This is a genomic window from Inhella gelatinilytica, from assembly GCF_016093295.1.
In the GTDB taxonomy this organism is placed as follows: Bacteria; Pseudomonadota; Gammaproteobacteria; order Burkholderiales; family Burkholderiaceae_C; genus Inhella; species Inhella gelatinilytica.
Genome location: NZ_JAEDAL010000003.1, coordinates 75,784 through 90,168, shown reverse-complemented (window position 1 = coordinate 90,168; position 14,385 = coordinate 75,784). Strand labels below are relative to the sequence as shown.

Annotated in this window: 17 protein-coding genes; 5 read left to right on the top strand and 12 right to left on the bottom strand. The window is 64.1% G+C overall.

Annotated elements, in window-relative coordinates; translation table 11 throughout:
- Window positions 1-13: 13 nt before the first annotated feature.
- From I7X43_RS08290 to I7X43_RS08280, 3 genes are all read left to right on the top strand, one after another.
- On the top strand, window positions 14-487 hold the full coding sequence (locus tag I7X43_RS08290) for a protein-tyrosine phosphatase family protein (RefSeq protein ID WP_198100469.1): 474 nt from the start codon (window positions 14-16) through the stop codon (window positions 485-487).
- Window positions 484-1,098 carry an RluA family pseudouridine synthase gene (locus I7X43_RS08285; RefSeq protein WP_198100468.1) on the top strand — a complete coding sequence of 205 codons (615 nt, stop codon included), beginning with the start codon at window positions 484-486 and terminating at the stop codon, window positions 1,096-1,098. The genes I7X43_RS08290 and I7X43_RS08285 overlap by 4 nt, the downstream gene beginning before the upstream one ends.
- 64 nt (window positions 1,099-1,162) lie before the next feature.
- Window positions 1,163-3,199: a S9 family peptidase gene (locus tag I7X43_RS08280; RefSeq protein ID WP_246480282.1), complete on the top strand. Its 2,037-nt coding sequence runs from the start codon at window positions 1,163-1,165 to the stop codon at window positions 3,197-3,199.
- Between the two features lie 41 nt (window positions 3,200-3,240).
- Here I7X43_RS08280 and I7X43_RS08275 read toward each other — a convergent pair whose 3' ends face one another.
- The 6 genes from I7X43_RS08275 to rpsP all read right to left on the bottom strand — a co-directional run bounded on the left by I7X43_RS08275 (window position 3,241) and on the right by rpsP (window position 7,147).
- Window positions 3,241-4,230: a CobD/CbiB family protein gene (locus I7X43_RS08275; RefSeq protein WP_198100467.1), complete on the bottom strand. Its 990-nt coding sequence runs from the start codon at window positions 4,228-4,230 to the stop codon at window positions 3,241-3,243.
- Between the two features lie 11 nt (window positions 4,231-4,241).
- A complete protein-coding gene (locus tag I7X43_RS08270; RefSeq protein WP_198100466.1) occupies window positions 4,242-4,952 on the bottom strand; it encodes an NUDIX hydrolase in 711 nt (236 codons plus the stop codon).
- A 112-nt stretch (window positions 4,953-5,064) separates the two neighbouring features.
- A complete protein-coding gene (rplS, locus tag I7X43_RS08265; protein ID WP_198100465.1) occupies window positions 5,065-5,418 on the bottom strand; it encodes a 50S ribosomal protein L19 in 354 nt (117 codons plus the stop codon).
- Between the two features lie 116 nt (window positions 5,419-5,534).
- The gene (gene trmD, locus I7X43_RS08260) at window positions 5,535-6,293 is read right to left on the bottom strand and encodes a tRNA (guanosine(37)-N1)-methyltransferase TrmD (RefSeq protein ID WP_198100464.1); all 759 of its coding nucleotides are present in this window, start codon (window positions 6,291-6,293) and stop codon (window positions 5,535-5,537) included.
- Window positions 6,294-6,311: 18 nt separating this feature from the next.
- Complete coding sequence (gene rimM, locus I7X43_RS08255) at window positions 6,312-6,875, bottom strand: ribosome maturation factor RimM (protein WP_198100463.1); 564 nt, start codon at window positions 6,873-6,875, stop codon at window positions 6,312-6,314.
- 8 nt (window positions 6,876-6,883) lie between these two features.
- A complete protein-coding gene (gene rpsP / locus I7X43_RS08250) occupies window positions 6,884-7,147 on the bottom strand; it encodes a 30S ribosomal protein S16 (protein ID WP_198100462.1) in 264 nt (87 codons plus the stop codon).
- Window positions 7,148-7,330: 183 nt separating this feature from the next.
- Between rpsP and I7X43_RS08245 the strand changes: the two genes are divergently transcribed.
- Window positions 7,331-7,879: a GNAT family N-acetyltransferase gene (locus tag I7X43_RS08245; RefSeq protein WP_198100461.1), complete on the top strand. Its 549-nt coding sequence runs from the start codon at window positions 7,331-7,333 to the stop codon at window positions 7,877-7,879.
- Window positions 7,876-8,301, top strand: a complete 426-nt coding sequence (locus I7X43_RS08240) for a TM2 domain-containing protein (protein ID WP_198100460.1) — start codon at window positions 7,876-7,878, stop codon at window positions 8,299-8,301. Before I7X43_RS08245 ends, I7X43_RS08240 begins: the two co-directional genes overlap by 4 nt.
- 18 nt (window positions 8,302-8,319) lie before the next feature.
- Here I7X43_RS08240 and folK read toward each other — a convergent pair whose 3' ends face one another.
- Genes folK through murJ form a run of 6 tightly spaced genes read right to left on the bottom strand, consistent with a single transcriptional unit; the run spans window position 8,320 to window position 14,293 of the window.
- Window positions 8,320-8,811, bottom strand: coding sequence for a 2-amino-4-hydroxy-6-hydroxymethyldihydropteridine diphosphokinase (gene folK / locus I7X43_RS08235; protein ID WP_198100459.1), 492 nt, complete (start codon window positions 8,809-8,811; stop codon window positions 8,320-8,322).
- A complete protein-coding gene (gene pcnB / locus I7X43_RS08230; RefSeq protein WP_198100458.1) occupies window positions 8,808-10,322 on the bottom strand; it encodes a polynucleotide adenylyltransferase PcnB in 1,515 nt (504 codons plus the stop codon). The genes folK and pcnB overlap by 4 nt, the downstream gene beginning before the upstream one ends.
- Window positions 10,319-10,987: an HAD family hydrolase gene (locus I7X43_RS08225; RefSeq protein WP_198100457.1), complete on the bottom strand. Its 669-nt coding sequence runs from the start codon at window positions 10,985-10,987 to the stop codon at window positions 10,319-10,321. Before I7X43_RS08225 ends, pcnB begins: the two co-directional genes overlap by 4 nt.
- Window positions 10,968-11,639, bottom strand: a complete 672-nt coding sequence (locus I7X43_RS08220; RefSeq protein ID WP_198100456.1) for an HdaA/DnaA family protein — start codon at window positions 11,637-11,639, stop codon at window positions 10,968-10,970. The genes I7X43_RS08225 and I7X43_RS08220 overlap by 20 nt, the downstream gene beginning before the upstream one ends.
- Window positions 11,636-12,709: an AI-2E family transporter gene (locus I7X43_RS08215; RefSeq protein ID WP_198100455.1), complete on the bottom strand. Its 1,074-nt coding sequence runs from the start codon at window positions 12,707-12,709 to the stop codon at window positions 11,636-11,638. The genes I7X43_RS08220 and I7X43_RS08215 overlap by 4 nt, the downstream gene beginning before the upstream one ends.
- A 27-nt stretch (window positions 12,710-12,736) precedes the next feature.
- Window positions 12,737-14,293 (bottom strand): murein biosynthesis integral membrane protein MurJ, encoded by a 1,557-nt coding sequence (murJ, locus tag I7X43_RS08210; protein WP_198100454.1) that lies wholly within the window; start codon window positions 14,291-14,293, stop codon window positions 12,737-12,739.
- Between the last annotated feature and the right edge of the window lie 92 nt (window positions 14,294-14,385).

The following is a 14,385-nucleotide window of genomic DNA, read 5'->3' as shown; positions in this document are numbered from 1 at the left end:
GAACAATGGGGGCATGCCGTTCCGCCCTCTTCCCCTGCCCCCCTCTGTATCGGGGCGCCTGTGGTTGTACTCCATGCCCGGGCGTTTGGAGCCCTGGTCCGACTTCGAGCAGTTGGCGCAAGCCGCCGGGCTCACGCGCATCGTTTGCCTCACGCCCTGGAGCGAGCTGCTGTACTTTGCACCCGCCTATGCCGCGGCTGTGGAAGCCGGGCCACCCTGGGTCTGGCAGGCCCTGCCGATGGCGGATTTCGGCCTGCATGCCCAAGCAAAGACCTACCGTGAAGGGGTGGCCACGGTGGTGCGGGCGCTGCAGGCCGGGGAGTCGGTGCTGCTGCACTGCGCCGCGGGGATTGGCCGCACGGGCACAACGGCCGCCTGTGTGCTCAAAAGCCTGGGGCTGAGCAGCGAAGCGGCCTGCGCCCAGGTGAGTGCGGCGGGCTCCAACCCGCAGTCGGCCCTGCAAAGCGGGTGGATCGAGGCGTTTTGAACGCCCTCACCCTCTGCCACGTCGATGAGGAGGTGATCGTCATCGACAAGCCAGCCGGCTTGCTCAGCGTTCCCGGCCGGGGCGAAGACAAGCAGGACTGCGCCTGGGCTCGCCTGCAAGGCCCGCACCCCGAGAGTTTGGTGGTGCACCGCCTGGACATGGCCACCTCAGGCCTGCTGCTGTTTGCGCGCAACCCACAGGCCCAGCGCCGCTGGTCGGCGCTGTTCGCCGAGCGAGCGCTCCTCAAGGACTACGTGGCGGTGGTGCACGGCGAGCTGCCCTGGGGCCCGGACTGGCAGCGTATCGACCTGCCCTTGATCGCCGATTGGCCGAACCGCCCGCGGCAAAAGGTGTGTGCCGCACAGGGCAAGCCGAGTCAGACCGAATGGCGACGCGTGCCGGGCTGGGCGCCCCCGGGTTGCAGCCGCTTGCTGCTGCGGCCCCTGACGGGGCGGGCACACCAGCTTCGCGTGCATTTGCTGAGCCTGGGTCACCCCATCGTGGGGGACGCGCTGTACGACCCCGAGCGGCCCGCCGAGCGACTGCTGTTGCACGCGCAAACGCTGGAGTGGCCCGCACACCTCAGGGTGCACGCCCCCTGCCCGTTCTGACTTTCTGCACCGGTCGCTCGGTTGCTGAACAATCAGCGGTTTTCTTCTACTCCGCTTCGCCACCATGTCGCACCTTCCCCGTCGTGCCTTTGCCCAGCAAGCCCTGGCCTTGATGGCCTTGGCCACCGTGCCCGGTCTGCGCGCTCAAGAAGCCGCCCCGGCCACCGCCTCCAACGTGATGACGCCGCCTGCGGCCATGTTCTTGCAGGGTGTGCCCGCCATCCCACGAGACGTGGCCGAGCGCATGGCCGCCTACACCGAGTTCCGTGGCCATGGGTTTTCTGACTGGCACCCCAGCAAGGCCGAGATGTTGGTGAGCCACCGCGCGGCGGGGGCCAGCACGGCGCAGCTCTTCCGCCTGGATATGGCGATGGGCGAGATCAAGCCGGTGACGCAGGGGCCCGAGCCCGCCGGCGGCGGCAGCTACGAACCGAATGACGGGCGCTACATCGTGTTCAGCCGCGCCTCGGGCGGCAACGAGGTGACGCAAGTGTTCCGCCAGGCGCTGGACGGCAGCGCCGCTGTGCAACTCACCCACAACGACGAACGCAACGCCTTCATCGGTTGGCGCAAGAAGCAGAAGGAAATCGTCTACACCAGCGTGCCCATCGACCGTACGGCCCAGGGCGGCACTCGCACGAAGATCATGACCACCTTCTGGGCCGTGAACCCTGAGGCCAAGGACCCGATCGCCGAGCGCCGCAAGCTGGTGGAACTCGAAGGCGGCGGCTGGGGCGCTAGCGTCAGCGAGGACGGCCGTCGACTCGCGCTGGGCAACTACCGCAGCGCCAACGAATCGCAGCTGTGGATGATGGATTTGGACGGTGAGCAGGCCGGCAAGCCGGTGCAGTTGCTGCCGCGCCCCGACAGCAAGGAGCCGCCCGCTGTGTATTTCGGCAGCTTCATGCGCGATGGGAAGACCCTGCTCGTCGCGACCGACCGTTTTGGCGAATTCCGCGAGCTGGCGCTGCTGGACTTGGCCACGCAGGCCCTCAAGCCCTTGACCCGCCACATCCCCTGGGATATCAGCGGCGGCTCGGTCAGCGCGGACAACAAAACCCTGGTGGTGCAAGCCAATGCCGACGGCCGCGACGAATTGCATTTCTTCGACCTCAAAACCGGCAAGGAAATTCCCGCCCCCCAGGGCGTGGCTGCCGGTTCGGTGGGCACCACCCGCTTCCACCCCAAGCTGCCCCTGATGGCGTATAGCGTCAGCAGCACCCAGGGCCCGAGCCAGATTCATGTCCTTGATGCCCAGGGGAAGAGTCAGCAATGGACCCAAGCGGCTGTGCCCGCTGGCATTGATACCCGCGCCTTCCGGGACACAGAAATCATTCGCTGGAAGAGCTTTGATGGCCTGCCCATCAGCGGGCTGATCACCCGCCCGCCCGCGAACTTCAAGGGCCGTCGCCCGGTATTGATCAGCATTCACGGCGGTCCGGAAGGCCAGGCCACCGTCGGTTTCCTGGCCCGTTGGCAGTACTACATCCAAGAGCTGGGCATCACCCTGATCCAGCCCAACGTGCGCGGCTCCAGCGGCTTCGGAAAGACCTTCCTGGCTCTGGACAACGGCTTCAAGCGCGAAGACTCAGTCAAGGACATTGGTGCCCTGCTGGAGTGGATCAAAACCCAACCAGATTTGGACCCGGAACGCGTCATCGTGGCGGGCGGCAGCTACGGCGGCTACATGAGCCTGGCCGTGGCCACGCACTACAGCGACCGCATCGCGGGCGCCGTGGACATCGTGGGCATCAGCCATTTCGTCACGTTCCTGAACAACACCGAGAGCTACCGCCGTGACCTGCGTCGTGTTGAATACGGTGACGAACGCGATCCGGCCATGCGCGAATTCCAAGAACGCATTTCCCCGTTGACCAACGCCCACAAGATCAAGAAACCACTGTTCGTGATCCAAGGCAAGAACGATCCGCGCGTGCCGTATACCGAGGCCGAGCAAATCGTCGCCAAGGTGCGCGAGTTGGGTACACCCGTTTGGTACATGCGCGCCGACAACGAAGGCCACGGTTTCGCCCGCAAGGAAAACAGCGACTACATGAATTGGGCGCTGGTGCAGTTCATGCAGCAAACCATCCTGAAATAAGCACGCGAATTCAAACAAAACGGCCCCGCGGGGCCGTTTTTTTATCCGATCAGGTTACTAACAGTTAGCAAGGCCAGAAGCAGCATCCAGAGCACCACGGAGCGCCAAACCAAGCGCACGATGGCTTGCAAGTGGCCCAGGGTGGCCGGCTCACCGGGTGTGGAGCCATCGGCCGCCGTCGCGTCTTGGATTGCGCCGGCCGCCAGGGTCTTGCTGCGGTCGGGGGTCACCCCCGGCGCTGCCGCACCGCCGAGCTGAACCCCCACTGCACCGGCGGCGGCGGCGAGGATGACCCCTTCGTTCGGACGCAGCCACAGCGCGGCATCCCGCCGCATGCCATTTACGGCCTCTTCAAAGTTGCCGACGATGGCAAAGCCGGTGGCCGTCAGGCGCGCGGGCACGTGGTCGACCCATGCAAAGCTGCGCTCAGAACGCTGCCGCAACCCTTCATGCGTTTGCGTGTCCAGCGTCTGGTTGCGGAAGGCCCAGTACCGGCTGGCGAATTCGGCCAAGCGGTACAGCACCGCCCCCATGGGCCCCAGGCCCACCGCTGACAACACCACAAACCAGAAGAAAACGCCAAATACATGCCGGTGTGCCGCCAGCAGCGAGTGCTCGATAACGTGGCGCAACAGCTCACTGCGTGGCAACTCGCTCGCGTCCAGATGCTGCCACTGGGCCAACAGATTGCGCGCCTCCAACTCATCCCCGCGCTCCAGCGCCATGCGGATGTCGGTGAAATAGTGACTGAACTGCCGAAAGCCCAGCGTCACATAAAGCACCACCACATCAAAGACCAGGGCCAGGAGCAGCGAATGCCAGCGCAAAGCCGCATAAATCAAGCACACGAGCACAGCCGGCGCCACCACGGTCACCGTCCACACCACCCAAGCATGGTGCGGGCGACCGGCATCAAAATTACGCCCGGCCCACCGCGCCCAATTGACGACGGCCCGGTGCACAGCGTTGCCGTGGGGCAAGGGTTTGAGTTGCTCGACCAACAAGGCCAGCAGCACAGCAAAGAAACTCATGGGCCGGGATGTTACTGGCTGGCTTCGCGACCCTGACGCAGTTGGTGGTACAGGTTGCGCAGCATGGCCGCCGTGGCACCCCAAATAAAGTGCTCTCGGCCGTCGGACGTCCAGGGCATCGACAAGAACTGCCGCTCAAAACCCAGCAGGCTCAGCCGATGCCAGCGGTGATGCGCAGGGTTCATCAAAAACGCCAGCGGCACCTCAAAGGCTTCTGCGACCTCCCCGGCCTCCAGGGCCAACGAGAAGCCGGGGCGCACCAAGGCCACACAGGGCGTCACGCTATAGGCCGTCACGGTGGCATAGAGGGGCAACACCCCAATCGGTTCGATGAAGGCAGCCGATAGACCGATCTCTTCCAGCGATTCTCGGCGCGCCGTGGCCCAGGCATCGGCGTCCTCTGCATCCACCCGGCCGCCCGGAAAGCTGATCTGCCCCGCATGATCTTTGAGGTGTTCTGTCCGCCGCGTGAGGAGCACCTGCACGCCCTGGTCCCGCATCACCAAGGGCACCAAGACGGCGGCGGGCCGGGGACTGCGCAACAGGTGTTGCGGAACGCGCCCTCCGTCGCCGGGCCGCTCCGGCGCAACCAAGGGCACGGTCTGAAAGTGCGAGCGCAGCGCGTCGGGCGCCAACCACGCTTCAGGCAGGGGTGCCAACGCACGGTCAATGCGTTCCACCGGCACTTCGCGAGGGTTGAACGAGGGCAAACGCAGGGTCATGGGACATTCACGGGGCAGAGGCCAGCACCTTAACCGGACGGCCCAGCCCCAGGCGTAAAAAAACCGCCCAGGTTGCCCAGGGCGGTTTTCGCGGCATCGCCGAAAAACTCGATTAAGCGAGCTTTTCCTTGATACGGGCCGACTTGCCCGAGCGGCTGCGCAGGTAGTACAGCTTGGCGCGGCGCACATCACCGCGGCGCTTGACTTCGATCGAGGCAATCAGCGGGCTGTACAGCTGGAACGTCCGTTCCACGCCTTCGCCGCTGGAGATCTTGCGCACGATGAAGCTGCTGTTCAGGCCGCGATTGCGCTTGGCAATCACCACGCCTTCATAAGCCTGCACGCGCTTGCGCGTGCCTTCCACCACGTTGACGCTGACGATCACGGTGTCGCCGGGCATGAACGAGGGGATCGTCTTGTTCAGACGGGCGATTTCCTCTTGTTCGAGGGTTTGAATCAGATCCATGAGGGTCTCCAAGCGATCGTGCGGGCCGGGTTGTTGAAGTGTTTGAGGGGCAAGCCCTCAGTCGCCGCGCAGAGGATCGAAAAGCCCGCCATTATAGCCAGGATTTGACCCTGCACTCAGGGTTGATCCTCACCCTGGGCCCAGCGCAAGAGCTGAGCTTCATCCGCCCGGCTGAGCCGGCCGGCGCGGCGGGCAGCCTCGATGAGATCCGGGCGCCGGGTCCAGGTCAGCCACAGTGACTGACGCCGACGCCACGCCTGAATTTGCGCATGGTGACCGGACAACAGCACCGCCGGCACCGCCTCGCCCACCAGGACCTCGGGGCGGCTGTAGTGCGGGCAGTCGAGCAGACCATCGGAAAAACTGTCCTGCTCATGCGACGCGGCATCACCCAGCACCCCCGGCTGCAAGCGGGCGATGGCATCGATCAGCGACAGCGCGGGGAGTTCTCCCCCGGACAGCACAAAGTCACCCAGGCTGACGTCCAGGTCGACGTGTCGATCCAGGAAGCGCTGATCAATACCCTCGTAGCGACCGCACACCAGGATGGCACCCGGCCCCATGGCCAGCTCCTGCACCAAGGCTTGATCCAGGCGCCGGCCAGCCGGGCTGAAGTGGATCACCGGGCCCGGCACCTCTGCGCGCGCTGCGCGGGCCGCTGCCAACGCGCGCTCCAGCGGTTCGACCAGCATCACCATGCCGGGGCCGCCGCCGTAGCAGCGATCGTCCACGCGGCGGTAGTTGTCCTCCGCGTAGTCCCGCGGGTTCCAGCATTGCAGCGCAATCTGGCCCGACGCAAAGGCCCGCCGCGTGATGCCCTGCTGCGTAAACGGCAGCACCAACTCGGGGAAAAGCGTCAGGACATCAAAGCGCATGCGCTGGACTGCCGACGCTCAGTCTTCGGCTTCCCAATCCGTCGACCAGTCCACCCGAATTTGGCGGGCTGCCAAGTCAACCGATTGCACATAGGCGCTGACGAACGGGATCAGGCGCTCTTGCTTGGGCGTGGGCTTGTCAATGCCTGGGGGCGCGATGCGAAACACCGAGTGGGGGCCGGTGTCGATCAGGTCGATGACCGTTCCCAGGGCCTCACCGTTCACGTTGACCACCGAGAGACCGATCAAGTCCACCCAGTAATACTCTTCACCCTGAGTCTTGGGGAACACCGAGCGGGGAACCGCCAGCAAGACCCCTTTGAGCTTGTCGGCCGCATCGCGGTCGTTCACGCCTTCGAGTTGAGCCACCAAGCCTTCGCCATGGTCGCGCAACGCCACGACCTTGAAGGCCTGACGAGACGGTTGCCCAGGGCGGTCCCCTGACAGCCACCAGGTCTTGGTCGCCCCCAAGGCTGAAGCGTCAAAAGAAAAGGGCTGGACCTTGATCCAGCCCTTGACGCCAAACGCTCCCAGGATCCGGCCGACTTCGACCGCGTCCTCGGGCCACGCAGTGGCCTGCATCACGGTGCTCAGGCAGCGGGGGCCACGGCAGCCTTCTGGGCTTCCTTGACCAGACGCTCAACCACCGGGCTCATCTGGGCGCCGACACCGGTCCAGTAGGTCAGGCGGTCCATCGCAACGCGCAGACCTTCGGCCTTGCCCGAAGCGACGGGGTTGTAGAAGCCCACGCGCTCGATGAAGCGGCCGTCACGGCGCTCTTGCTTCGGAGCCACGACGATGTTGTAAAACGGGCGCTTCTTAGAGCCACCGCGAGCGAGACGGATCACGACCATGTTGAATTCCTTCGGTTCAATCAATTGAAGGTTCCACCGCACCACAGGGACACGTCAGGGGCGTTTGAACCGGATGGCAGCCCGCCGAAATCGGCAAAAGCCACCAGACTTCATGCTGTAGATACGCCCCTTATTGAAAAGTGACCAGCACGAAAAGCCTTCGATTATAGACTTCGTTCCGCAATGAACCAGTCCCCACCCTCCCTTGTTGGCATTCGCGTGCGAAACAGCCAGCCCGAAGACCTCCCGGCCATCACCGCCATCTATGCCGAAGCGGTGCTGCACGGCACCGGCACCTTTGAACTGGACCCACCCACGGAGGCCGAAATGGCGCGCCGCCGCGACGAGGTGCTGTCGCGCCATCTTCCCTATTTGGTGGCGGAGCAAAACGGCCAGGTCTTGGGATACGCCTATGGCAACTACTTCCGTCCGCGTTTGGCGTACCGCTATTGCATCGAAGATTCGGTCTACTTGGCGCCACAAGCTCGCGGTCTGGGTGTAGGCCGCTTGCTTTTGGCCGAACTCATGGCCCGTTGCAGCCAAGTGGGGGGGCGCCAGATGTTGGCAGTGATTGGTGACAGCGCCAACACTGCTTCCATCGCGCTGCACCGCGCTGTGGGCTTCGAAGATGCGGGGATCATTCGTTCAGCCGGCTGGAAATTCAATCGCTGGTTGGATGTGGTGTTGATGCAGCGTCCCTTGGGCGCCGGTGACCAGGGAGATCCCGCATGAGCAACCCGAAAAGCAAAAGTCTGGCCGCATGGTTGGCCTTGCTGGGTGGAAGCATTGGTCTGCACCGGTTTTACCTGCGTGGCGCCCGTGACATCTGGGCGTGGTTGCTACCCTGGCCGACGCTGGCGGGCGGCGTCGGTCTGGCACGCTTTCGCACCCTCGGTGCAGACGATCTGCTCGCGGCTTGGCTGTTGCCGCTGCTGGGTTTGATGTTGGCGCAAGGGGCGTTGACCGCAATTTACCTGGGGCTAACCTCAGATGAACAGTGGAACGCTCGCCACAACCCGCAGCAACCCGCCCCGGCCACCCGCTGGGGCCCTGTGCTGGCCGCCATTGCGGGGCTGCTATTGGGGGGTACAGCCCTCATGTCCGCCATCGTGTTCGCCGCACAGCGCTACTTTGAGCTCAGCGCCACGGCCTAATCAGCCCGCTCGGCCCCGTCAGTCCGGAGCGGTGAAGGGCCCCAAGCACTCAATGGCCTGTTCGGCCACGTCCGCCGAGTAAGCCGCGACCCGACCAATGCCCGGCAAAGTCAACGCCGGCGCCAACTCCAGCAAGGGTTGGAGCACAAACGCCCGGAGGTGCAAACGCGGATGGGGGAGCTGAAGGCTGGGCGTCACCACCGTCTGCTGCCCCACGGCGAGCAAATCCAGGTCCAAGGTCCGCGGCGCATGCCGAAAAGGCCTCTCGCGGCCTTGCTCGGCCTCCAAATGCAACAAGTGGGTCAGCAGTGTTTGGGGAGCCCAATCGATGTGAAGTTCTACGACCGCATTCAGAAAGTCGGGCCCTTGCGCATCGATGGGTGCCGTGCGGTACAGCGACGACGCGCGGGCCGGCCCCAGTCGCTGCAGCTGAGCCCACGCCCAGCTCAGCGCCGCGCGAGCATCACCCAGGTTGGCTCCCAGGGCAATGTAGGCGCACTCAGGCTTCAAGACCCCTCGGCGGGCGCGGCAGCCCCCCCCTCTGACTTCATGTTTTTTCCGCCCCGGCGGCGCCGGCGGCGCTTTTTGGCCGGGGCATCCACCAGGGGCTCCGGCTCCCCTTCGGCACGCGCAGCCTTGGGTTTGTGCTTGTCCTGCTGTTTGGCTTCTTCCAGTAGCGCTCGGCGGTCATCCTCCTCACCCAACGCGAAGTCTTCCCACCAGTCCGCCAGCCCCGCATCGGCATCGCCCACATCGGCACGCAGGCGAAGGAAGTCGAATCCGGCTCGGTAACGGGGCTGCTCCACCAAGCTGAAGGGGCCCGAGCCTCCCCGGCGCTCGAAGCGCGGTTGCATCAGCCAAATTTCACGCATGTCAGCAGCCAATTTGCCTCGACCGGAAATGTCGCCCACACGGGCCTCAAAGACCTGGTCGATCGCCTGTTGCAAGGCGGGAACCGGGTTCTCCCCCGCCGCGCGGAGGGTTTGCCACCGCGCTTTGACTTCATGCCAAAGCAAACAAGCCAGCAAGAAACTGGGCGACACGCTGCGGCCATCCGCCACCCGCGCGTCAGTGTCCTGCAGCGCTTGCTGGACAAACGCCCCTTGCGCACCCGCCGGCAAGCTGCCATCCGGCTGAAGCACGGCATCCAGGATGGGGAAGATGCCCCGCCCCAAGCCCAACAACTTGAGCTGCTCCAAGCTGGCCACGCCATGGCCCGTCTGGAGCAACTTGACCATCTCATCAAAGAGCCGCGAGGCCGGCACATTGGGCAACTGTGCCGCCATCGTCTTCAGCGGCGTTTTCGTGGCGGGCTCAAACCCAAACCCGAGCTTGGCCGCAAAACGCACGGCCCGGAGAATGCGCACAGGGTCTTCTCGGTACCGGGTTTCCGGGTCGCCAATCATCCGCAACTGCTTGGCGCGCAAGTCCTTCAAGCCGCCGTGGTAGTCGACCAGCAACTGGCTTTGCGGCTCGTAATACATGGCATTGACGGTGAAGTCGCGCCGCGCTGCATCCTCAATTTGCGGCCCCCACACGTTGTCGCGCAGCACCCGCCCTTCGGCGTCCACCACGTGGGCCTTGCCTGCCAACTCATGCTTGCTGCTCTTCTCGTTGCCGCTAACGCGCTCCGCGCTCGCCTCCCCAAGCAGCGCGCGGAAGGTCGACACCTCGATCACCTCGTGGTCGCGGCCGCGCCCGTACACCACGTGCACGATGCGGAACCGCCGGCCAATGATGAAGGCGCGTCGGAACAACTGCTTGACCTGCTCCGGTGTGGCGTTGGTGGCCACATCAAAGTCTTTGGGGCGGCGGTTCAGCAGCAAGTCACGAACGGCGCCGCCAACCACATAGGCCTCAAAGCCCGCATCGGTCAGCGTCCGCACCACCTTGACCGCCCGCTCGTCGAGCAAGCTGGGGTCAATGCCGTGTTCACTCGCGGGCACCTCCACCCGCTTGCCCAGCGTGGTGGTTTTCGTTGCGCCCTTGCCGAGCAGCTTGTTGATGAATTTCTTAATCATGCAAACAGTTTCAAAATGGACCAGCCGCGCTCCAGGGCCACAGCCTCCAGCGCCGCACTGGGATTGGTGGCCACCGGGTGGGTCACGGCCTCCAGGAGCGGCAAATCGTTCGTTGTGTCGCTGTAGCAAGTACTGCACTCAAAGTCATCCCACCGGTGCCCCAGGCTTTCCAACCATTGGTGCACCCGGGTGATCTTGCCGGCTTGAAAAGACGGGACACCGGCCACTGCGCCGGTGTATCCCCCTTGCGAGTCTCGCTCCAATTCCACCCCGATCAAATGGGGAACACCGAAGGCGCGTGCAATGGGCTCCGTCACAAACACGTTGGTCGCGGTCACGATGGCCACACAATCACCGGCCGCCTGGTGTCGCTGCACCAACGCCCGCGCATTGTCGCGGATTGCGGGCAGCAGCACTTGCGCCATGAACCGCTCGCGGAGCGCCATGACCTCCAGCAGTGGGCGATGACGCCATCCCCCGGTCGTGAACTCAATGTAGGCGTTCAGGTCCAGGCGGTTCTCGCAATAGTCTTGATAGAACTGGTCATTGCGTGCCCGCCACGCGGCCCCCTCCACCCAACCTTGCTGGGCCAAAAACTCGCCGAAGGCGTGGTCTGAGTCCATCGGCAACAGGGTGCCGTCCAGATCAAATAGCGTCAGGTTCATGGAGCATTTGCCGCAACAGCGGCACCGTAGGCGCCCGCTTGGTTTGCAAGGCGTATCGATCCAGGCGATCCAACAGCGGTATCAGCGCCGCCGGGTCGCGCGTAAAGCGCAGCAGCACGTAATCCAGCAATTCGGGGGGCAGCACCAAACCCCGCCGCACCCCTTCGACGGCGAGCAGTTCCCGAAGCGCGGCCTCACTCAAGGGACGCAGGGCGAAGCTGGGACCCCACCCCAATCGGGTTCTCAGGTCTTCGCGGACGGCCATGTCCACCACCGGCAACCGGCTGGTGGCCACCACGGTCGCCCCCCGACCAACGGCCTCGATGAAAACCGCAAACGCCTCGTGCTGCTGCGCCGCATCCAAACGGTCCGCGTCATCGATCAACACCAGGCTGGCCGTTGGAGGCAGCACCCACCGACCCCGCGTCTCACCGTCGAAGGCCACGACACCCTGGCCGCGATGTCGCCACTGGCGAGCAAGGCCGTTGAGCAAGTGCGTCTTGCCACTGCCCATCGCGCCCCAAATCAGGGTGGGCGCCTCCCCTGGCCCCAAAGCGTTGAGATGCGCCAGCAAGGCCGCGTTATCGCCGACCACAAAGCGCTCGAGGGAAAACTCCGGCTCAGGTCCCAGGTCCAGCGAGAGTTGCTTCATCCGCGATACAGCCCGCTGTCCAGGTAGTGTCGGTGCGCCCTTTTGAGCCCCACCAGCGCCACCGCACTTAAGGGCAAAGCCAGCAACACCCCAACGAACCCCAGCACATGGCCAAAAGCCAACAAGACAAAAATCACCATCAAGGGCGAGAGGCCAATGCGCTCGCCAATCAAACGCGGCGTCAAGAAGAAGCCTTCAATCAGCTGCCCCACACCAAAAATCACCGCCACCGCCAGCAATCCATACAGATTTGCAAACTGCAACGCGGCAGCCAATAGGGTCAGCACCAAACCCAAACCAAACCCGATGTAGGGCACAAAAATCGCCAGCCCCGTAAAGACGCCCAGCGGCAGAGCCAGGTCAAAACCCGCCAGACCCAAGGTGACGGTGTAATAAAGCGCCAAAGCGCCCATCACCAGAAGCTGGCCACGCAAGTAACTGCCCAGTACGGTGTCCACCTCATCCAAATACCCTTGTAGCGGCGGACGGACACGGGGGGGCACCAATGACCAAGCCCGCTCGCGCAACTGCGGCCAATCCAGCAGCAGGTAGAACAGCACCACCGGGATCAGCACCAAATATCCCACCAGCGCCAAGACCAGCGAACCGCCAATCCGCACCGAACCCAGCAAAGCGGTGGCCACGTCGTCGGCATTGGCACCCAAATGGCGAATGACGAAATCTTTGATCGCCGCAACATCCAGACTTGCGCTAATGCCCAAACGCTGTAAGAACGGCATCAAGTCCTGGTTGATGCGAGCCGCCACGACCGGAATCTGGGCTTTCAGGAGCGGCAGCTCTTTGGACAAGATGGGAACGATCAGGAGCAGAACAGCCAGCACCAAGGCCAGGGTGACCGACTCCACCAACACCACGGCCAGCACCCGGGGCATGCGCTTGGAGAGCCGCTCGACCATGGGGTCGAGCGCGTAGGCCAGCACGGCCGCCGCAACAAAGGGCGTCAACACGGGCGCCAGGGCCCAGACCAGAATCGCCACCCCAAGCGCAAGCGCTGTCCAGGCCAGCCCGCGCCGCTGAGCGGGTGAAAGTTTGAAAGCCGCTGCATTCATGGTGTTTCCTCCCGGATTGTTGGGGCCTCAAGCACGGCGCACCAGTTGGCGCAAGGGGATGCGGAGCCCCCACAGGCTGCCGAAATAAATCAGCATCGCCCCCACCATGGACGCGCCCATGAGCGCGACGCGCCAGCCCTTGTGCAGTGTGAGCCAGTTCAATTCTGACGCCAGCCCCCACAAAAACATCCCCATCAGAGCCGCGGCCAGCAGGGACTTGACCGCAAAACCGAGCCACCCCGCACCGGGCTGGTAAACGCCTGAGCGACGCAGGCCCCACGCCAACCATCCGGCGTTGAGTAGCGCACCCAGACCAATCGACAACGCCAAACCTGCAGCCCCGAAGACCGGAACCCAAATCAAATTCATGACCTGCGTGAATACCAGCACCACCACAGCCACTTTCACCGGGGTTCGCGTATCGTGCCGAGCGAAATACCCGGGCGCCAGGATTTTGATGGCCAGTAGGCCGATCAGCCCCACCCCGTAGCCCTGGACGGCATGGGCCGTTTGCAGGGCATCGGTCGGTGTGAATTTCCCATACTGATACAGCACCGACACCAGGGGCAGCGCAAACACCAGCAGCGCGACCGCGCACGGCACCCCCAAGAGCCACACGAGTCGCAGGCCCCAGTCCAGCAGGGAAGAAAACTCGTTCCCACGTTCGTCCGTCTTGGCGGCCGCCAACAGCGGCGTAAGGACCACCCCAAGCGCAACCCCCGCCAGGGCAATGGGGAACTCCATCAGCCGATCGGCCAGGCTGACCCAAGTGGCCGCCCCTTCAGCCACCGTGGTCGCAATGTGCGTATTGATCATGAGCGAGACCTGCGCCACACCGACCCCCAAGAGCGCGGGGGCCATCAGGGCCAGGATGCGTTTCACCCCAGGGTGCCGCCAGGCGTTGAGCCCGCCGCTCAGGCTCAGACTGACGCGCGGCAGCATGCCGATGCGCCGAAGCGCCGGCACTTGAACAGCCAACTGCACGACACCGCCCAGCATCACGCCCGCTGCCAGCGAGTAAATCGGCGGCCAACCCCATTGCGCCATGGGCGTTGACAGGCCCCAGGCAGCGGCAATCACTGAAAGGTTCAGCAGAACGGGCGTTGCCGCCGCCACCGCGAAATGTCGCCAGGTATTCAAAACACCCGCAGACAGCGCCACCAAGGACATACAGGCGATGTAGGGAAACATCCACCGCGTCATATCCACGGCCGCGCTGTGGGCCTGAGGGTTGAGCCCCCCTCCCATCAGCCACACCAACACGGGCGCGCCTGCAATGCCCAACAGGCAAACAAGCATCAGGCTCAGCAACAAGACGGTGGCCGTGGCATCGACCAAGCTTCGAGTCGCCTCGTCCCCTTCGGTGGACCTCTGGGCAGCCAGCGTGGGCACAAAAGCCTGTGAAAACGCCCCTTCGGCGAACAGGCGCCGAAACATATTGGGAATGCGAAATGCCACCTGAAAGGCATCGGTCAGCGCAGTGGCGCCAAAGAGCGCCGTGACCACTTGCTCCCGCACCAATCCCGTAACCCGAGATAACAGAGTGAGTGCCGAGACCAAGCCGGCAGCACGGAGCAAGTTCATGAACGACGAGGCAACTGGGCCCGAAGATATTTCAAAAAATTTGTAGGCAACACCCAACCGAAGGGCTCGGCGTCAACGGCCGCATTATGGTC

Excerpts from the sequence above, each read along its gene's own strand:
- I7X43_RS08290 (WP_198100469.1), top strand. The coding sequence starts at position 14 with ATGCCGTTCCGCCCTCTTCCCCTGCCCCCCTCTGTATCGGGGCGCCTG.
- I7X43_RS08280 (WP_246480282.1), top strand. The coding sequence starts at position 1,163 with ATGTCGCACCTTCCCCGTCGTGCCTTTGCCCAGCAAGCCCTGGCCTTG.
- I7X43_RS08275 (WP_198100467.1), bottom strand. The coding sequence starts at position 4,230 with ATGAGTTTCTTTGCTGTGCTGCTGGCCTTGTTGGTCGAGCAACTCAAA.
- I7X43_RS08270 (WP_198100466.1), bottom strand. The coding sequence starts at position 4,952 with ATGACCCTGCGTTTGCCCTCGTTCAACCCTCGCGAAGTGCCGGTGGAA.
- rplS (WP_198100465.1), bottom strand. The coding sequence starts at position 5,418 with ATGGATCTGATTCAAACCCTCGAACAAGAGGAAATCGCCCGTCTGAAC.
- trmD (WP_198100464.1), bottom strand. The coding sequence starts at position 6,293 with ATGCGCTTTGATGTCCTGACGCTTTTCCCCGAGTTGGTGCTGCCGTTT.
- rimM (WP_198100463.1), bottom strand. The coding sequence starts at position 6,875 with ATGCAGGCCACTGCGTGGCCCGAGGACGCGGTCGAAGTCGGCCGGATC.
- rpsP (WP_198100462.1), bottom strand. The coding sequence starts at position 7,147 with ATGGTCGTGATCCGTCTCGCTCGCGGTGGCTCTAAGAAGCGCCCGTTT.
- I7X43_RS08245 (WP_198100461.1), top strand. The coding sequence starts at position 7,331 with ATGAACCAGTCCCCACCCTCCCTTGTTGGCATTCGCGTGCGAAACAGC.
- I7X43_RS08240 (WP_198100460.1), top strand. The coding sequence starts at position 7,876 with ATGAGCAACCCGAAAAGCAAAAGTCTGGCCGCATGGTTGGCCTTGCTG.
- pcnB (WP_198100458.1), bottom strand. The coding sequence starts at position 10,322 with ATGATTAAGAAATTCATCAACAAGCTGCTCGGCAAGGGCGCAACGAAA.
- I7X43_RS08225 (WP_198100457.1), bottom strand. The coding sequence starts at position 10,987 with ATGAACCTGACGCTATTTGATCTGGACGGCACCCTGTTGCCGATGGAC.
- I7X43_RS08220 (WP_198100456.1), bottom strand. The coding sequence starts at position 11,639 with ATGAAGCAACTCTCGCTGGACCTGGGACCTGAGCCGGAGTTTTCCCTC.
- I7X43_RS08215 (WP_198100455.1), bottom strand. The coding sequence starts at position 12,709 with ATGAATGCAGCGGCTTTCAAACTTTCACCCGCTCAGCGGCGCGGGCTG.
- murJ (WP_198100454.1), bottom strand. The coding sequence starts at position 14,293 with ATGAACTTGCTCCGTGCTGCCGGCTTGGTCTCGGCACTCACTCTGTTA.